Raw genomic sequence first — 18,431 nt, 5'->3', positions numbered from 1 at the left:
AAAAAGGAGGTAAAGGGATGGCATTTTATTTTGGAAAACAGAGAGAAGATGGAGCGGAACAGCCGTACGCTCTTGGTCCCCTCAAGCTTCGTTTGCCATTTGTACACTATGGTATTGAGTTTCCTGACTGGCTTCAAGGTGCTATTCTTTGCGTTGTACCAATGGGTATTTCCGCTGTGATAATGGATGTATTAGGAATACCTTTTGAACTTGCAATCGCTTTTATTATCATCAACAATTTCCTCTATTTATTACACACATCATTTGGAGACCCGTCAATTGCTGGATGGGTTACTGCAGGTATTCCACTCTATGTAAGTTTTCTTTCAGGTTTTCCAGAAGGGCAGGAAAGGATTGAGGCGTTAATTGCTTTACAAATTTTGGTTGCTGTTATTTTTCTGTTGATGGGGTTATTTAAAGGAGCTGAAAAGCTTGTCGAAAAAATTCCTATTTCATTAAAAGCAGGAATTTTACTAGGAGCAGGGTTTGCGGCCATTTTCGGTGAATTTTCAGAAGGTGGGCGTGTCTGGACGATGCCTGTCACCATTCTTCTAGGGGCTGCATTTGGCTTTTTCATGATGTTTTCGAAAACGGCAGCACCATTGCGGGCGCGTTATGGTCTCTTCCGATATATTGCCCAGTTTGGAATCGCGGTACCTTTTGCTTTGTCATATGTGATCGGCATCATCATTGGTGAAGTCCAAATGCCTGAAATTTCATGGAGTTTTGTGGCGATCCCATTTGGAGAAATTGTATCATCTTACAGTATTTTTGCAGTAGGAGTGCCTTCTTTCGACACATTTATGAAAGCGTTACCATTAGCCGTTGCTGCATACATTATTGCCTTTGGTGATGTTTTGGTCGTAAACTCTTTGCTTAAGAATGCAGATGAAGTCAGAAAAGATGAAAAAATTGTCTTTAGTCCAACTAGAAACAGTATCATCGTTTCCATTCGAAACTTTATTGAAGGGATCTTTATGCCGTTTCTACCTTTGTCTGGACCGCAATGGACTGGAGGTCAGGTGCTTGTTTTAAATCGTTATATGAATAATAAACGCGAGCAAATCGACAGCTATTGGGGGGGAGCAACCGGAATTTTTTGGGGAATGAGCATTGCGCTAATGCTCGGTCCGGTTGTCACACTGTTCAAGCCAGGCGTCAATATCGGAATGGCATTGACGATGCTCATCCAAGGCTATCTTTGCGGTTATTTAGGGGTTGATTTGTTAAAGAATGAAAGTAATCTACAAAAAGGCATTGCGGTCATTGTTGGTGCGATTTTAGCGACAAAAGGGGCTGCGTGGGGATTAGGAATTGGGCTTATTTTATGGTTCATATTAGAACGTGAATGGATCAAAACAACACTCGTTCAGCAGCGTGTGGAAAGCAAAGATTTTAGCTGACATTTTGGTTGAAGGGATATCTTATTAGGGAAAATAGTCTCCTTAACGGTGAGGAGACTATTTTTATCATTTATAGTACAATCATTTCAGGATATTGTTCGACTTTGACATTGATATGAAAACGGCTCATGGGAACGGTTATTCTTCCTTTATCCATTGTCGTATAGTTTGCCATATGAACGAAGCTTTGGATATGCTCATCCGGATAGATGAGAAAATTTTGTTTCAATAGTTGAATTCTTTCCCAGTCTGTAAGTGAAGATGAAACATCTTGTTCTTTTTGTTCATAATCACAAGCTTTTTGAACAAGCGGAGTTTGTTCAGCTTTTTTTAGCAGTTGATATGGATTTGAAAAAATGGTCGTTTCAAAAATACCTGCTGAACGGAAGCGTTGAAGAACTCGTTTTACAGCGGCTTCCGCCCCATTTCCGAAGTTTCCAGGAACAATGCAATAATCAACTTTGAAGTCTTGCACATCTTTTACACCAGCTAAAAGGGTATAAATATCTGAACAAATAACAAAGAGCGCCGTTTTGACTTCATTGTCGATCTTCATCTGTACTTTATTTAAATAGTAATAATCCGAAACGTTTATTTTGGGGAATTTCTCGTCATATTGCCTTCGTTCAAAAGATTGAGGTGTAATTTTCGCTTGTGGTGTATGGACTTTCCCTTCCTTTGTGATGACAACAAGTGTATTGTAGTTTGAATTGTTTTTCATGTATGGTAAATGAACGGGAACGATGTTTAAAGTAGTAATGATGCTAATTTTTCTCTTTGTGGCTGTTTCTTTTAATTTCATTAGTGCCTTTTCTGCTTGTTTTGGTGTATAGGCGACGTATTCTGGTAATACAGCGATTCCTTTTTCTGATACGTTATTTAATTCTTCAAGGCAATGATAAAGAACAGCATCTTCATCACCCATAGGATAGGAAATAACATACCATGGATGTGTTTTCCTCATATTTCTTCCTCCTTTTGTCGTATTGCGATGATCACAAATATTTACCTAATAAAACATTCCACACCTTATATCGAATTCCTTGTGAAATTATATTTTAGGATTTTTGTTCGGTTTAAAACGGTAAGTAATGGTATATTCCACTGAGATGTGAAAAAAATAATGGTAAGTCATAACGAAGAGGAGGGAATTCATTGAAACCGTTCGACAATTTAAACAAACAATATATTGCTGGAGAGTGGAGGGACGGTTCGGGTCAAAGTCGTTATCAAGATACAAATCCGTATAATGGGGAGATGTTAGCGGAATTTAAAATGGCTGGCGTAGAAGATATTCATCGAGCATATGAATCAGCAAAAAACGCACAAAAGGAATGGGAGCATGTCAATCCATTTGAACGCTCTACGATCATCGAAAATGCCGCACGAATCATAATGGATCGAAGAAAGGAATTAGTGAAGCTTTTGATTGAAGAAACGGGCTCCTCTCATATTAAAGCAAATGTCGAAATTGATTTCTGTATTGCGATTATGAGAGAAGCAGCTTCATTTCCGCTTCGAATGGGAGGACAAATGATTCCATCCCTAATTCCGGGAAAAGAAAACAGAGTTTATCGAAAACCGATCGGAGTAGTTGGGGTCATCAGTCCGTTCAATTTTCCAATGTACTTATCCATGCGTTCGGTTGCTCCAGCACTTGCGGTTGGAAATGGAGTTGTATTAAAGCCAGATGAACAAACGGCCATGTCAGGGGGAACGGTATTAGGTAAAATTTTTGAAGAAGCAGGGGTTCCTCAAGGCTTATTCAATGTAGTGATTGCTGATATTGAGGAAATAGGAGACGCATTTGTTGATCATCCAATTCCTAGAATGATTTCATTCACAGGATCTACAGAAGTAGGTCGTTATATCGGAGAGCTTTGCGGGAAAAATATTAAAAGAGTCGCTCTTGAGCTTGGCGGCAATAATGCGATGATTGTGTTAGAAGATGCTGATATTGATCGTGCTGTTAATGCCGCAGCGTTCGGCAAATTCATGCATAATGGGCAAATTTGTATGGCTATTAACCGGATCATTGTCCATCGACAACGATTTCATGAATTTGTTGAAGCTTTTACGAAAAAGGCTAAAACGATAAAAGTCGGTGATCCTCGTGAGGAAGATACACTAATTGGCCCGCTGATTAATCAAAAAGCAGCGGAAAGAATTTTAAAGACGATTGAAAAAGCTCGCAAGCAAGGAGCGAAAGTCGTATTAGAAGGGAAAGTCGATGGAAATGTGATGTCGCCTTTTATTTTGACCGGAACAAATGAAGTAGCAACAGCAAAAAATGAAATGTTTGGGCCTGTTGTGACGATTATTCCATTTGATGATGAAGAGGAAGCGATTCAATTAGCTAATGATACAAAATATGGATTAAGCGGCGCTGTTCATGCTGGATCAGTAGAAAAAGGTGTGGAGGTAGCGAAAAAGCTTGAAACCGGAATGGTCCATGTTAATGACCAAAGTGTGAACGATGAACCGCTTATTGCCTTTGGCGGGGAAAAAGATTCAGGTTTAGGACGTTTCGGAGGAGTCTGGTCACTTGAAGAATTTACAACAACACAATGGGTCTCGACACAAAGCCTGCCAAGAGAATATCCATTTTAAATAGAAATCCATCATGATAGATTACGTTCTTTTCTATCGCTTAAAAATTAATCCTACAACACTCATGAGCTTTTGCCAAAATAATGAGGCAGCATAAGTGTCTGATTCCACAATAGGAGGTAAGACATTTATGGTGCCTCTTACGCTTAATTCTTATATGAAAAAACGGTGAGAGGGTGAGACTCGAATCATTTGGCGAAAGACCGATTGCTTATGAAACCCTCTTTATGAATAAAAGCTCCAAAAATTCAGATCGGCCACGTATTTAAATACAATCTATTCCATCACTATCAACGTAAAAACTGTCTTTACCCTTTTAAACTTACAAATCCTTTTTTCGCTGTTTTGATTAACTCTCGATAGCCTATTCTCGTTAACGCATGCTGTTCCGTCAAAAATTGGGCTTCCATTAAAGCGTCTATTACATCGCTTTCTATCTCAGGGAGAACCATTTTCAGCTTTTGATCAATTTCATCAAATGAGCTTTTGAGAATAAAATCAGGCTCCAAAAGCTGAACAACTTTCTCTAGAACAGGATCTCGTTTTAACAAAAGGTTCGCTCCATCCTTTATCTTTTGTTGAATTCGAGTTTTAAGAAGTGCAAGTTCTTGTTGAATCGATTTGGCTTCGGATTCTTTTTCGGATAAACGTTTTCGATAAGTTTGTTTTTCTTCTTCACGCAAATTCGTTTTTGATAGTAATTCTTCAAAAATGATCGTTTTATCTAACTCAATTTGAGTTAGTTCTTTTTCTTTATAATGAAGTGTTTTCTCTACATCTTCATCTTCCTTTTCTATTTTTAAAGCTGATTTTGTAGGACGAGGTTCCTTTTCAGTCAATTGATTTTTTGCTAAATTGTCTACTCTTTTGTATAGGAAAAAGACAAAAACAGTTAGCCAGCTATTTAAGAGTAGTATCGCAAATTGAAAGAATACTTGATTCGTACCAATCAATAAAAATAGAAAAATAGCAATAAGAATACCGAAAAAGATCATTAACCAATCTTTTACGGAAAGATGTTTCAAAACTTTCAATCGTTGATTCGATTTTTCCAAGTTCTTTCTACTCCTTCTCTCTATGTTAACGAATTTATTATAGCAATTTTTTTAAATGAACGATGGGTTTATGAAAAGTTCAGCGAAAATTTTGTTACTGTAAATTTGTAAACTTTTAAAATATAATAGTTTACATATAGGAGGATTTATTCTAGAATAATACAAAAAATTGTTGTGGAGTGAGTTGACATGGGACAAGGTATTTTTATCACAGGTACGGGTACGGAAATTGGCAAGACGTATGTGACAAAGTTTTTGACGAAGGCACTGATTCAAAGTGGATTTCGTGTAGCCCCGTATAAGCCGATTCAAACTGGATGTGTATGGAAAGATGGAGAATTAAAAGCAGAGGATGTCGAAAGCTACATACAAACGGCAAACCTTTCTTATGGACAAAAAGATTTATGTACATATTTTTTTGAAAAGCCGGCTTCGCCACATTTAGCCGCACATCTTGAAAATGTTCGAATTGATGTAAATCGAATGAAACAGCACTATGATTGTTTACAAAAAGAACATGATATCGTTCTTGTCGAAGGGGCAGGGGGATTGGCCGTTCCAATCATGGAAGAAAATGAAATGTACATGACGAAAGATATTATTCAAATGCTGAACATTCCTCTCATCGTCGTTGTGCCACCACATTTAGGTTCTATTAACCATACTTTATTAACGGTAGAATATGCAAAAGCCAATCGATTATCAATATTAGGTATTGTGTTTAATAAAGTATCATCACATCCGGATATCATAGAAAAAGATAATATGAGAGTAATTGAAAAATTAACAAACCTACCTATTTTAGGGAAAGTACCAGAAGACGGGGGAGAAATTGATGACGTTTTGAAATGGTTTTATATTGAAAAAATATTAAATATAGAAAATAATCCAGTTTTGTAATTCAAGGATTAAAATTTATGCCCTTCTCTAACTTTCACAATAGTAAATGTTTTTGCAATTTTACCGATATAAATAAAAGAAGCTTGTTAGGGGAGGGGAATTTGTTGAAGTTGAAGTTGAAGTCATTGAAACGGTTGACATTTCGAGGAAAAAGAAAAGACTTGAAATTTTGGAAACAGAAAGGATTGCAAAAAAAATTACTGCTGAGCTTTGCGATTATTATGTTATTAACGATTGCAACAGTTGCTGTCAATTATGTTCTCATGAAAAGAATCAACGCCGATACGGAAAAAATGATTCAAAAAGATGTCCAATCCTTAATTATGAATGAAAGGCTGCGATATAACATTACAAAAAGGATTTCCTTAGTTCATTCTTATTTTCTTTATGAAGATGAGAAAATGAGAGAAGAGTTTGAAGAATTAACATCTGAAAGTGCAAAGCTTCAATTTGAACTGTCACAATTAAATCAATCAGATGAGATGAAACAATTATTGGATGAAACCAGTCAATGGAGTGTATTAGTTCGCTACGAAACGTTGCTTATATTCGATCATGGCCAAAAAGAAGATGCAATCGAAAATTTAGAGCAGCGGGCAAAACCGCTTGCTGAAAACATAATTCAAGATCTTGAGAAAATGTCTGAACAGCGATATCAGCTAGCCATTCAACATGGGAAAGAGGTCATTGACAAAAGCAATCAAGTTCTTGTATTAAGTATTATTTTATCCGGTTTGATAGTTATCATTGGATTATTTATAGCTTTTACAATGTCTCGTTCGATTACAAAGCCAATTCGTATGATTTCCGAACGAATGAAAGCGATTGCCAATGGTGAATTGCTTCATCAATCACTTACATATAAAGGTAAGGATGAACTTGGGGAATTAGTAGAATCGGTCAATGAAATGAATAAACAATTGCGAAAAATTGTGTTGGACATTAACAACGTTTCCAATACGATCACAAATAAATGCACTGACCTACATCAATCTTCTATTGAAGTTAAAGACGGTAGTGAACAAATTGCCTCTACAATGCAGGAGTTGTCAGCTGGAGCAGAAAATCAAGCGAAATCTGCCACTGAACTTGCAGAAGCAATGGTTAATTATACGAATAAAATTCATGAAATCCATCAAAATAGCTTGGAGATGGAAGAGAAATCGAATCTTGTTATAAAACAAACGGATAATGGAAGTCACCTCATGAATAATTCCATGCAGCAGATGGAAATGATTTATGAAAAAATGCAAGCAGCAATTGGAAAAATGCAAAACCTTGATCAACGTTCGAAAGATATTAACAAACTCGTAGAAGTCATTCAAAATATTGCGGATCAAACGAACTTGCTTGCATTAAATGCCGCGATTGAAGCAGCAAGAGCAGGTGAATATGGAAGAGGATTTGCTGTTGTTGCTGAAGAAGTACGAAAGCTAGCTGAACAAGTGTCTCATTCAATTGTCGACATTCAACATATTGTGGAACAAGTACAAAAAGAGACAAAAGAAGTAACTGATAGTTTACATATTGGCTATTCGCAAGTGCAAGAGGGAACATCGTTAATTCAGGAAACGGGTGCCGCTTTTGAAATCATCCAATCACATATAAAAGAGGTGACCGAAAAAATCCAATATGCACATCGAGAATTTACAAAAATATTAGAAAATAGCGAGGGGATGAATCAGCAAATTGGCAATATTGCGGCATTAACAGAAGAAGCCGCAGCAGGAATCGAGCAAACAGCGGAATCAGCTTCAACGTCCAATATTTTAATGGGAAATGTTTCAAATCATATTCAGTCCCTTTCGCAATTATCGGAAACTTTAAATGATCTCGTGAAGAAGTTTAAAACTTAATCTATTGATGACAATCTTCCTTAACCGAACCAAGTAACGTTTGTAAATAGGATCGTCACCCATTCAAAATACTGGTTGTTCATTAATTAAACAGCCAGTGTTTTTATTTATATATTTTCGTAAGCTTTGATGCATTTTGACTGTATATGAACCGAACAAAGCACGAGGTCGGAGCTCGACTCTTGTTTGGTTTACGTCACGCTAATGCGTGACATAGCAAGCGCACCGCTTGCCTGACAGTCAAAAAGCTATATAAAGCAACAATCTTTTAGGAGAATTTCATTTAAATAACTGTAGTTGAGCAATTCTTCTTACAATAATTACCATAAAAACGAACAGGTTACCCCTTATGTCACGTGCCGCTGTTTTTTCACAGAATCAATGGGAATATTTTGTTTCGCCGCATGGTAAATGAACTCCACGAGACTATGTCCTTTTCTCTTACGCAGGAGATCGAGCACATCCGAAAAATTGCTGTTGGATTCGAACATACTATACACATAAGTAAGTTGTACAAAAATCCAATACCGTTTCATTACTTGACGTTCGCGAACACGGTATCCATAGCTTCAGGGGGAGATGAAGTCCAAAAAGAAGCAAATGTAGATGATAAATGTCCGTCATGAGGCTTTTGAAGGACATAAATACGATAGAAAGCATAAGAAGTGTCCTTCATTGGATTAATGAAGGACACTATGAAGATAGAAAACATAAGAAAGGTCCTTCATAGGACTAATAAAGGATCTAAATATGATAGGAAACAAGAGAAATGACCAAACGTTGTGAAAAATTTGTGGATTCCTTGATGAGGTGCTAATCTATTCATGAGACATGAACATCCTTGTAGGTAGTTGGTAGCGCATCTATTCTAACCAAGGAGTTGGATTCCTGTCTCCTTTTTTGTTTGGATGTAAATATATGTTAGGGAATTTGCTCATCTACATTAAATAATTAAAGGTACACAGTTCCCTAGAAATCCGTGCTAAAAAAATGAATAGATATTGACAAATAATGAATGTAAGCGTTTAAAAACTTCCAATATTAATGAAAAAATAGTAAAATAAATATAGTTAAAATATTTTTGAATTTTTTAAGAAATTAAAATTGATTATGATTTGTAAAGAGGGCGATACGTATGATGACATCTTTTACTCAAGAAGAAATGGATAGAGCGGTGTCACTTTTTCATATTTTTGCTCGTGCATTTAAAAGCATTTCGGAGCATTCCATTCGTGATAGTAAAGAACACGGTTTTAATCCGACAGAATTTTCAGTTTTAGAGCTTTTATATAAAAAAGGTCCGCAAAAAATTCAACAAATTGGCTCTCGTTTATTGCTGGTAAGTGGAAATGTTACATATGTCATTGATAAGCTAGAACGAAATGGTTATATATATCGCGAACAAGATCCTAGGGATAAACGGTCTGTTTATGCGAAATTAACCGAAAAAGGCAAAAACTATTTAGATGAAATTTATCCCATTCATGCGATGCGGATGGCTAGAGCTTTTTCCGGCTTATCAAAGGAAGAACAAGATCAATTAATGCATTTGTTAAAAAAAGCTGGAATCCATAGTCAACATCTCATTTTCCGATAATGTTTTGTAATTAGAAATAAATTCATAGCCCAATAGAAGATGAGAAGGAAAAGAAGGGTAAATGTACATTTTTATTCGTTTAACTAAAGTGCATCAGGAATAAAAGGGATCATGTAACAATTCGTATCTAAATAAAGATAAGGATGTGTTACAAATTGCAAAACATCCACCAAAAAGAATCTGAATTTTTTACAATTTACCACCTTCACCCAGAACCTATATTTATATGTGATGTGAATGGAACGATTCAACAATATAACAAACAAGCTTTCAATTTCGTGCAGGAACACTGCAATATCCAACGATTGGAAACTGTATACGAATTGTTTCAAAATGAAAATTGGGTGGAAGGACTTTTTGAAAATGTGAAAAGAAGACAAGAGGTCATTCATCATGAAACAACTCTCTATACTGAATTTCCAATTTATGTGACTGCCATCCCGTTATCTAAAACGAGTGTAGCTTTTATTCTTCAAGATATGTCGAGAGTAAAAGAATCAAAGCATTTTATCCAATATTTCATGTATTACGATGAATTAACGAACCTTCCAAATGAGAAAGCGATAAGCGAGCAGCTTAAACAAATTTGCAAATCCGCTAATACAAGAGCAGCAATTATAAAAGTTAACTTAAATCGTTTTAAATATTTAAGTGACATGTATGGAAATGAGTTTCGGGATCAAGTTATATTATATGTTGCAAAACTACTGAAAGAAAATATTTCCAAACCTCATTTTGTCGGGCGGTTATCGACGGATGAATTTATTATTATCATCAAAGACGTAAAAAATAAAGAACAGACAATTTCCTTCATTCAGCAAAAGGTAGACAATCTCGATCAGAAGTTTGTTTTTAAAGGTCAAGAAATTTATTATGATTTTCAGGTCGGCATCGCTTTTTACCCTGAGGACGGAAACGATGCCGAAACATTAATTCAAAACAGTGAAATTGCTGCGAAAATCGGCTTAAATAAAAATAAAAAAGTCTGCCTGTTCAATCCACTTTACGGTCAACCATTTTATCGAAAAGCAATGCTGGAGCGTGATTTATATCAGGCGATTAAAAAGAATGAACTGGAATTGTATTATCAGCCGATAATTGATACGAAGTCATGTAATATTGCTGGTTTTGAAGTTCTATTACGATGGAAGCATAAAAACATTGGAATGATTTCACCAGAAGAATTTATTCCAATTGCCGAAGAAACTGGGTTTATCATCGAGATCGGGCGCTGGAGTATGGAAGAAGCGCTCAAACAGCTATGCATATGGAGGAATAAGGGGTACAAAAACTTAAAAATTAGTTTGAATTGGTCTATTCGCCAATTTTTTCAGCAAGATTTATTAAAAATGATTAATTCGTTGTTAAATAAATATAATATCCCTCCGGAATGCTTAGAATTGGAAATTACTGAAAGCCATTTAATGTACAATATCGACTACTTTTTAAATATGATCAAGGAATTAAAAGAATTAAGTGTGAATGTAAGCATTGACGATTTCGGGACAGGATATAGTTCTCTTAGTTATTTAACGAAGCTAAAACTTGATAAAATTAAAATTGATCGTTCTTTTATTCAAAATTTAGATCGTGATGAAGAAAATAATGTCGTTGTGAAAACTGTTATTTCATTAGCAAAAAATTTGCAATTATCTATCATTGCCGAAGGAGTTGAGAAACAAGAACATATTTCGTTTTTACATCGTCATCAATGTTATTACATGCAAGGCTATTATTTTAGTAAACCTGTTTGTAGAAAGGAAGCTGAACATCTTTTAGAACATTGGAATAAGCAAGGTTGCTAGATTCAACACATATATAGACAAATCGTAAAGACAATTCAGATTTTACCATACATTTTAATGAAATCATGAAAAGGGCTCAAAGTTTATTTTGAGCCCTTAAGTCGTGGAATAAAAATCTTTTCCTCACATAAAGATAGGGGAAATATTAAAAAGGTCTTTTCTTCAAATTGTTTCAAAACAGACAAATTTCGTTTCATTGAATTTTCGATCATTGTTGTTTATATTTGATGTATGCTTTTACAAGACGACTTGTTAGGTAGAAAAGAGGGGAGACAAACATGAGGTTAAGTCGATTTTCCATACGGAGGCCTGTTTTTACATTTGTCACAATGATTTTAGTACTCATTTTAGGTGGTGTATCCTTTTTCAATATTCCCTTAAAACTGATCCCAGAAATTAACCCACCTATTGGGGTTGTTGTGACAAATTATAGTGGTGCAAGCCCGAAAGAAGTTGTTGAAAAAGTATCAAAGCCATTAGAGGAATCTTTATCGACCATCGAGGGAATCGATACGATTTCGTCAACCTCTCAAGAAGGGGCTAGTTTAGTATTATTACAATTTTCCTGGACAACGAATATTGATGATGTTCAAGATGAGATACAAAGTAGAATATCTGATGTTCCATTACCTGATGATGCTGGAAAACCTCGTTTTTTAAAGTTTGATCCTTCGCAATTTCCGATAATTCAACTTTCGTTAACTTCCACTGGGGATCAAAATGAACTAGAGGAGCTTGCGGAAGATTTTAAAGAAGAATTATCGAAAACAGAAGGAGTTGCAAGTGTCAATCTATCCGGAATTACTGCCGAAGAAGTAAAAGTTGAATTAGACCAAGAAAAACTAAAAGAATATCAACTCAGTCAAACAGAAGTCGTTGATCTTATTCGGGCCAATAATGTTTCGATGCCCGGTAATCCAATTGAAACTGATGGAAAAGTGTTGACAACACGGGTCATTAGTACAATTGATTCGGTTGAAGCGTTGAAAAATTTAACGATTGGCATCAACCCAGCTAATGGAAAAGACATAAAGATACAAGACTTAGGGGAAGTCGCATTAAAAGAAACAGAATCTGAAACGATTACAAGAGCTAATCAAAAGCCTGCTGTATTATTAAGTGTGCTTCAACAATCGGATGCGAATACGGCCGAAGTGTCAAAAGCTTTTCAAGAAAAATTAAATGAACTGCTAAACGATCATGAAAAATATGTAGCGATTGAAGCGAAATTGTTGTTTGACCAAGGTGAATACATACAAAAAGCGATCGGCAATATGGTCAATACGTTGCTTTTAGGCGGTTCTTTTGCCATGGTTGTTCTATTCCTCTTTTTACGGAATATCAATAGCCCCCTTATTATCGGGATCGCTATTCCTTATTCTGTTATCGTCACTTTTGTGTTAATGTATTTCTCTAATTTTACGTTAAATATTATGACCCTTGGAGGATTGGCACTCGGCATCGGAATGCTTGTCGATAACTCCATTGTTGTGATCGAAAACATTTATCGCCATTTATCAATGGGAAAAGATCCGAAAAAGGCTGCGTATGATGGGGCAAAAGAAATGGGTCCAGCCATTATTGCCTCAACGTTTACAACCATTTCTGTCTTTTTGCCTGTTGTGTTTATTTCAGGAATCATCGGGCAATTATTTACAGAGTTTTCATTAACAATTGCTTTCAGTTTATTTGCTTCCTTATTTGTCGCTTTAACCATTGTTCCGATGCTTGCGAGTCGCTGGTTAAAAAAGCCGCCAAAAAACATCGAAAAGGATCGTCAAGAAAGTGTAGCGCTTCTTACTTTGGAAAAGGTGTTAAAATGGTCATTGAAAAATCGTGCCGTCGTTTTAGTGTTAACTCTCGTATTCCTAGGAATCAGTATATTAGGATTTACACGTGTCGGGGCTGTATTCCTCCCAAGCACAGATGAAGGATACTTTACGATTGATGTTGCTCTTGAAAACGGTACGGCTATTTCAGAAACGGAAAAGGTCATAAACAACATTGAACAGGTGTTAGAGGATGAAGAAGATGTTGATGTTTACGTTAGTTTGATTGGTTCAACACAAGAAGAATCTTTCCGTGGAACTACAAAGTCGAATATTGCTCAAATATATGTCAAAATGGTTGCACTAGAGAATCGGGATCGTTCTACGTTTGATTTCGTTGATGATGTCAAAAAGGAAATTGAGCAAGCTGCTCATAAAGTTCATCAATCGGCTGATGTATCGTTTAACTTGCAATCGTCAACTGGATCAACACCAAATACGTTAACGTTTGACGTAAAAGACTCTGATCAAAAACGATTAGAGGAAAATGTAGCTCGTATTCAAGATGCTATTTCTGATTTGGAAAATGTTTCGGAAGTATCGAATGATCTATCAGAAACGGTAGAAGAAATACAAATGGTCGTTGACCGTCAAAAAGCTTTATCAAATGGGCTAACGCCTATACAAATTGGGCTTATTGTCAACAATGCAACTAGAGGAATAGATGCGATTCAAATGACAAATGAAAACGATGGAGAAATCTATACGGTAAACGTCATATATGATAAGGACGTTGCCAAAGATGTTTCCGCTTTAAAATCGTTGTTAATTAAAAAACCTGATGGAACATTTATTCCTTTAAAAGAAGTAGCTTCGTTTGAAATTGGGAAAGCTCCTACGGAAATTAGAAGAATGGATAAACAAAGCGCTGTCCAATTTACCGTGAAATATACGAATAACACAAATCTTGGGGCGGTTTCACAAGAAGTAGATAAAAAGATCGAGGAATTGGAATTGCCAGATGAAACGGAGGTTTCATTTAGCGGTGATCGTGAATTATTAGAATCGTCCATCGATGATATGGTGCTTGCTTTTGTATTGGCGGTTGTGTTCATTTATCTTGTCATGGCAGCACAGTTTGAATCATTGAAATATCCGTTTGTAATCATGTTTACCGTTCCACTCATGATGATTGGAGTCGGAATCATGTTATTTATAACCAATACACCGATAAGTATTACAGTTGTAATCGGTGTAATTGTACTAGCTGGTATTGTTGTAAATAATGCGATTGTAATTGTTGATTATATTAACCAGTTAAAAGCAAAAGGAATGAAAACATACGATGCAATCGTTCAAGCAGTGAAAGTTCGTTTACGACCTGTATTGATGACAGCTTTGACAACCATTTTAGCCTTAATCCCACTCGCTTTAGGGTTAGGAGAAGGTTCTGAAGTCAATCAGCCGATGGGCTTAACTGTCATTGGTGGTTTAATATCTAGTACATTCTTAACTTTAATCGCTATTCCGATCATGTATAGCTTATTTGATCGTGAAACGAGACGAATGAATAAAAAATATGTGACACCAGATGGCCAACTCATTCCAGCTTATTTATTAGAAGAAAAAACGGAAAAAATGAATTCTGAGGAAAAATCAAACGTTCCTGCTACGGAAAGAAATCAGTATAGTAAAGAAGAAATTGTTTCTATGCTTGAACAGCTTTTAAATTTATTGAAAAAAGATCGTGACAATTAAAGGGTCTGATACCAAATATAAGGAAAGGACGATGAATCCATTCACCGTCCTTTCTTTTTTTTTAACATTAATATATCCAAGCTGCCCCTACGATAATTAATAAGATGAATAAGACGACAATCAACGCAAAGCCAGCGCCGTAATATCCATCTTTTGACATTTTTACGCCTCCTTGTGATTCATTTTTACTGTAACATATTCATGTAATTCTTGATTGGTATAGGCGCTTTCACCAAGGTTCATCTAATTTCCTGAATTAGATAAAAAAGATAAAACTTTGTAGCAAATACCTATTGGCTGAATACTATATGAGTGAATTCTTAAAAGGAGGAAAATATCAATGACTCATCATCAACTAAACCATGACGCGTATGCGATGATGCCGCATATGTCATATGGTATGATGGCTCCCCATATGAACATGGAAATGTCGTATGGGAACATGATGCCAAACATGAACATGGAAATGCCGTATGGGAACATGATGCCAAACATGAACATGCAAATGCCATATGAGAATATGGAGACAAACATACATGAAATGAAAAACCAAGATCAAATAAAGGATTTTTGTAAAAAGCACCGCTACTATTATATGATGATGGAAACGGACGATGGGAGACAATTTGATGGAATTATTGAAAATGTAGAACGTGATCGAGTTTATTTATTGATGCCAGCAGGTGATGAGACTGACGAGCGTTCAATGGAAAATGGCCATAATGAGGAGCACCCATATGGATACAGAATATACGGTGGTTACGGTCTTGGTTTCCCATACGGATATGGAGGGTATGGTTATGATCATTTTCCACGCCGTTTCCGTAGATTTCGCCGTTATCCATTTCCTTTTGCAAGAATTCGTCGCTTTTTCTTCCCCTTTTTTTATTAAAAATATTGAAAGTGGTGGAGGTGACCTTGGAAAAAGGTCACCTTATTTCTTGTTTTTACGATAGCTTAAGATAGATCGTTTAATTGCTCGATCACCGTTTTAATGGCTTCATTTTTTACTTGAAAGTATGTTTTCATTGGACAACCTCGTTTTTTTAAACGTTGTAGAACACGATTCATTGTAAACGTGTCTACTTGGAGCTCTTCGTTCACCTCATCCCAAAAAAGTGGGGCAGCAACTGTTCCTCTCTCATTTCCGCGCACGGAATATGGTGCAATAATCGTTTTTCCTTCAGCGTGTTGTATATAATCCACGTAAAGACGAAGTCCACGTTTTTTCTTTAATCGTTCAGTCGTAAAAAAATCGGGGAATCGTTTTGTCAAATAATTGGCAAAAAATGCTGTGAATTGACGGGTTTCCTCAAATGTTAATAATTCTGATGAAAGTGGGATATGAAGTTGGATCCCTTTATTTCCGGATAGCTTTGGAAACGCACGAATGTTTAATCGTATAAAGCATTTTTGAAGTTCAATAGCTGCTTTGACCGCTAAATGAAAATACTGTTTCCCTGGTGGGTCCAAGTCAAAGACGATTTCTTTCGGTCGATGGCTTTTAACGGTATGAAAGGGTATATGAAATTCTATCGCCAATTGGTTCCCTAGCCACATGAGTGTTGAAATATTTTGACAGACAATATATTTAATATCATCTATTTTAAATTTTTGTATAAAAGATGGGGCATAGTCTGGACAATTTTTTTGGAAAAAAGCTTCTCCTAATAAGCCATGCGGATAACGAACGACCGTTAATGCTCGATCATGCAAAAATGGAAGCATAAATGATGAGATGTCTAGTAAATAGGCTAAATAATTTTCTTTTTTCACATTCGTTTTCGGCCACAACAGTTTATCCAAATGTGTAAAACGAACGTCATGATGAATGAAATGATTTTTCAATTTTAGTTGAAAAAGCGTGCACTCTTCCCATGAGTGTTCAAGCGCAAAGGAATGAAAGAAAGGTTCTCGCAACTGTCCTTGTAAAAAGGACAAAAATTTAAGCTTCACACAAATAGCAGGTTCTAACTCGATGAAACTTCCTTTATGGTCGCCGTTTTCTTTGATAATATGGAGCAGAGCTTTTCTTTCTTCTTCCTTCAATCCGTGAGTAAAAGAACCAACTGGAATTATTTTTCCTTTTTCGTGAACCCCTACATGAAAGTAGCCATTCGTTATATTAAAACCTAAAAGAAAAAATAATGCTTCTCGGTAATTTTTTACTTTTAACCATTGTTTTGTCCGTTTTCCTTCTTCCCAGTAGCTATCTATTTGTTTGGCAACAATTCCTTCCCCTTCGTGTTGGACAATTTTTTCCCATAACGGTTGATATGATCGACTCGTTTCCACTAATTGAATGAGCTCCTCTCGGTAAGGATCAGCATGTAGAGGTAAGCCCCCTTGTTGAAAAACCGTTTGCAATGCTTCTTTTCGTTCAAGTAAAGGTGTTTTTGTCTTATCAATTCCTTTAATTGTTAATAAATCAAAAACAACATAATGGCATGTAAAGTTCGCCGAATAATCCTGTATTTTCTCAGGTGATTTTAGACGCCCACGTTGTTGGACTATCTCAAAATTGGCCCGATACCGGGATGCTAAATATACGAGCTCACCATCTAGTATAAGTGGAAGAAATTGTTTAAGAGATGATTTAAGCTTTTGAACAAATTGTGTGATTTCCGGAAAGGATGACGATATATCATGGCCGTTTCGGCTAATCAATACGATCGAATTTTGTTTAATATAAAGAAGAGCCCGAAATCCATCATATTTTGGCTCGAATATCCACCCGTTATCACTGGGTACAGAAAATGTTAAAGTAGGAAGCATCGGTTTCATTTGTTTTCACCTATTTGAAAAAAGGTTAAGCTTTTTTTCTTACAGTCTTTGTTTTTTTCTTGATGGGCGGAGCCGTTTCTCGTGTAATATATACTGATTCTTTTGCGCCATTTTCTTTTGCCCGTTCTATACTTGCTTGTAATGCGCTCATTAAATCCACTACATTTTGTCGTGGTGTCTCTTCTGGGGTTTTTCCTTCATTTTGATTCACTTTCGCTTCGATTTTTTTTAGTAAAGCGATTCGGTAATCGTCCTCATATTTTTCAGGGTTAAATGTTGTTGTCAATTGGTCAATCAGCATAATGGCTGTATTTAATTCTTTTTCGTCGATTTCCACGGTTTCGGGCACACCGGGGATCTCTTTGACATTACGAACTTCATCAGGGTAATGAATCGTTTCCATGACGATACAATCGTTATAAACACGTACAATCGAAAGCTGCTGCTTGGAACGCATAGTGATCTCAGCAATCCCGATTTTTCCCGATGTTTTTAACGCTTCTCTGAGCAATGCGTATGCTTTTTGTCCATTCTCTCCAGGCCCAATATAGTAGGACCTGTTATAATAAATCGGATCAATGTCTTCAAGTGAGACAAAATCAATAATTTTTACCGTTTTATCTTCATGTTCATCTTTCAACTCTTTTATTTCCTCTTGCGTTAAAATGACAAATTTCCCTTTAACGTATTCAACACCTTTGACAATCTCTTCATTGGACACTTCTTCCTCACAATTAGGACAGCGCTTTTCATACTGAATCGGAGTGTGGCATTTTTTATGTAATTGCCGAAGCTTTACATCTTTATCTTCTGTTGCAGCGAATAGTTTAATCGGGATATTGACGAGCCCGAAGCTAATCGAACCTTTCCACATCGTATGCATTTTACATTCCT

At 36.1% G+C, this 18,431-nt stretch carries 13 protein-coding genes and 1 pseudogene; 8 read left to right on the top strand and 6 right to left on the bottom strand.

The window, feature by feature from the left end:
* Positions 1–17: 17 nt before the first annotated feature.
* Positions 18–1,403: a hypothetical protein gene (locus J2S06_RS06900; protein ID WP_419151777.1), complete on the top strand. Its 1,386-nt coding sequence runs from the start codon at positions 18–20 to the stop codon at positions 1,401–1,403.
* A 70-nt stretch (positions 1,404–1,473) separates the two neighbouring features.
* On the opposite strand, the gene J2S06_RS06895 is transcribed toward J2S06_RS06900, so the two are convergent.
* The gene (locus J2S06_RS06895; protein ID WP_419151776.1) at positions 1,474–2,367 is read right to left on the bottom strand and encodes a carbon-nitrogen hydrolase family protein; all 894 of its coding nucleotides are present in this window, start codon (positions 2,365–2,367) and stop codon (positions 1,474–1,476) included.
* Between the two features lie 191 nt (positions 2,368–2,558).
* Here J2S06_RS06895 and J2S06_RS06890 point away from each other — a divergent pair, with 191 nt between their 5' ends.
* On the top strand, positions 2,559–4,013 hold the full coding sequence (locus J2S06_RS06890) for an aldehyde dehydrogenase family protein (RefSeq protein WP_419151775.1): 1,455 nt from the start codon (positions 2,559–2,561) through the stop codon (positions 4,011–4,013).
* Between the two features lie 308 nt (positions 4,014–4,321).
* Here the strand turns inward: J2S06_RS06890 and J2S06_RS06885 are convergent, their stop codons facing one another.
* Positions 4,322–5,068 (bottom strand): hypothetical protein, encoded by a 747-nt coding sequence (locus J2S06_RS06885; RefSeq protein WP_044747573.1) that lies wholly within the window; start codon positions 5,066–5,068, stop codon positions 4,322–4,324.
* 189 nt (positions 5,069–5,257) lie between these two features.
* On the opposite strand from J2S06_RS06885, the gene bioD reads away from it, so the two are divergent.
* A complete protein-coding gene (gene bioD / locus J2S06_RS06880) occupies positions 5,258–5,968 on the top strand; it encodes a dethiobiotin synthase (RefSeq protein ID WP_419151774.1) in 711 nt (236 codons plus the stop codon).
* Between the two features lie 104 nt (positions 5,969–6,072).
* Positions 6,073–7,824 (top strand): methyl-accepting chemotaxis protein, encoded by a 1,752-nt coding sequence (locus J2S06_RS16100; protein ID WP_459077046.1) that lies wholly within the window; start codon positions 6,073–6,075, stop codon positions 7,822–7,824.
* A 347-nt stretch (positions 7,825–8,171) separates the two neighbouring features.
* On the opposite strand, the pseudogene J2S06_RS06865 reads toward J2S06_RS16100, so the two are convergent.
* Positions 8,172–8,387, bottom strand: a pseudogene (locus J2S06_RS06865) (IS701 family transposase); the annotation flags it as partial.
* A 572-nt stretch (positions 8,388–8,959) separates the two neighbouring features.
* Between J2S06_RS06865 and J2S06_RS06860 the strand changes: the two are divergent.
* The 3 genes from J2S06_RS06860 to J2S06_RS06850 all read left to right on the top strand — a co-directional run bounded on the left by J2S06_RS06860 (position 8,960) and on the right by J2S06_RS06850 (position 14,753).
* Positions 8,960–9,421 (top strand): MarR family winged helix-turn-helix transcriptional regulator, encoded by a 462-nt coding sequence (locus tag J2S06_RS06860; RefSeq protein ID WP_044747575.1) that lies wholly within the window; start codon positions 8,960–8,962, stop codon positions 9,419–9,421.
* Between the two features lie 155 nt (positions 9,422–9,576).
* The gene (locus tag J2S06_RS06855) at positions 9,577–11,226 is read left to right on the top strand and encodes a sensor domain-containing protein (protein WP_044747576.1); all 1,650 of its coding nucleotides are present in this window, start codon (positions 9,577–9,579) and stop codon (positions 11,224–11,226) included.
* Positions 11,227–11,504: 278 nt separating this feature from the next.
* The gene (locus J2S06_RS06850) at positions 11,505–14,753 is read left to right on the top strand and encodes an efflux RND transporter permease subunit (protein ID WP_419151773.1); all 3,249 of its coding nucleotides are present in this window, start codon (positions 11,505–11,507) and stop codon (positions 14,751–14,753) included.
* A 67-nt stretch (positions 14,754–14,820) separates the two neighbouring features.
* Here J2S06_RS06850 and J2S06_RS06845 read toward each other — a convergent pair whose 3' ends face one another.
* Complete coding sequence (locus tag J2S06_RS06845) at positions 14,821–14,913, bottom strand: YjcZ family sporulation protein (protein WP_044747577.1); 93 nt, start codon at positions 14,911–14,913, stop codon at positions 14,821–14,823.
* Positions 14,914–15,093: 180 nt separating this feature from the next.
* Between J2S06_RS06845 and J2S06_RS06840 the strand changes: the two genes are divergently transcribed.
* Positions 15,094–15,645, top strand: coding sequence for a hypothetical protein (locus J2S06_RS06840; protein WP_419151772.1), 552 nt, complete (start codon positions 15,094–15,096; stop codon positions 15,643–15,645).
* A gap of 65 nt (positions 15,646–15,710) precedes the next feature.
* Here the strand turns inward: J2S06_RS06840 and J2S06_RS06835 are convergent, their stop codons facing one another.
* Entirely contained in the window at positions 15,711–17,537 is a 1,827-nt protein-coding gene (locus J2S06_RS06835; RefSeq protein WP_419151771.1) for a DNA ligase D, read from the bottom strand.
* Between the two features lie 25 nt (positions 17,538–17,562).
* The gene (gene ku / locus J2S06_RS06830) at positions 17,563–18,420 is read right to left on the bottom strand and encodes a non-homologous end joining protein Ku (protein WP_419151770.1); all 858 of its coding nucleotides are present in this window, start codon (positions 18,418–18,420) and stop codon (positions 17,563–17,565) included.
* Positions 18,421–18,431 lie beyond the last annotated feature (11 nt).

Origin of the sequence: Bacillus alveayuensis (assembly GCA_030812955.1) — a bacterium.
GTDB classification, from domain to species: domain Bacteria; phylum Bacillota; class Bacilli; order Bacillales; family Aeribacillaceae; genus Bacillus_CB; species Bacillus_CB alveayuensis.
Note: the sequence above shows the minus strand (reverse complement) of the source record. Positions and strands in the feature narration are given on the sequence as shown.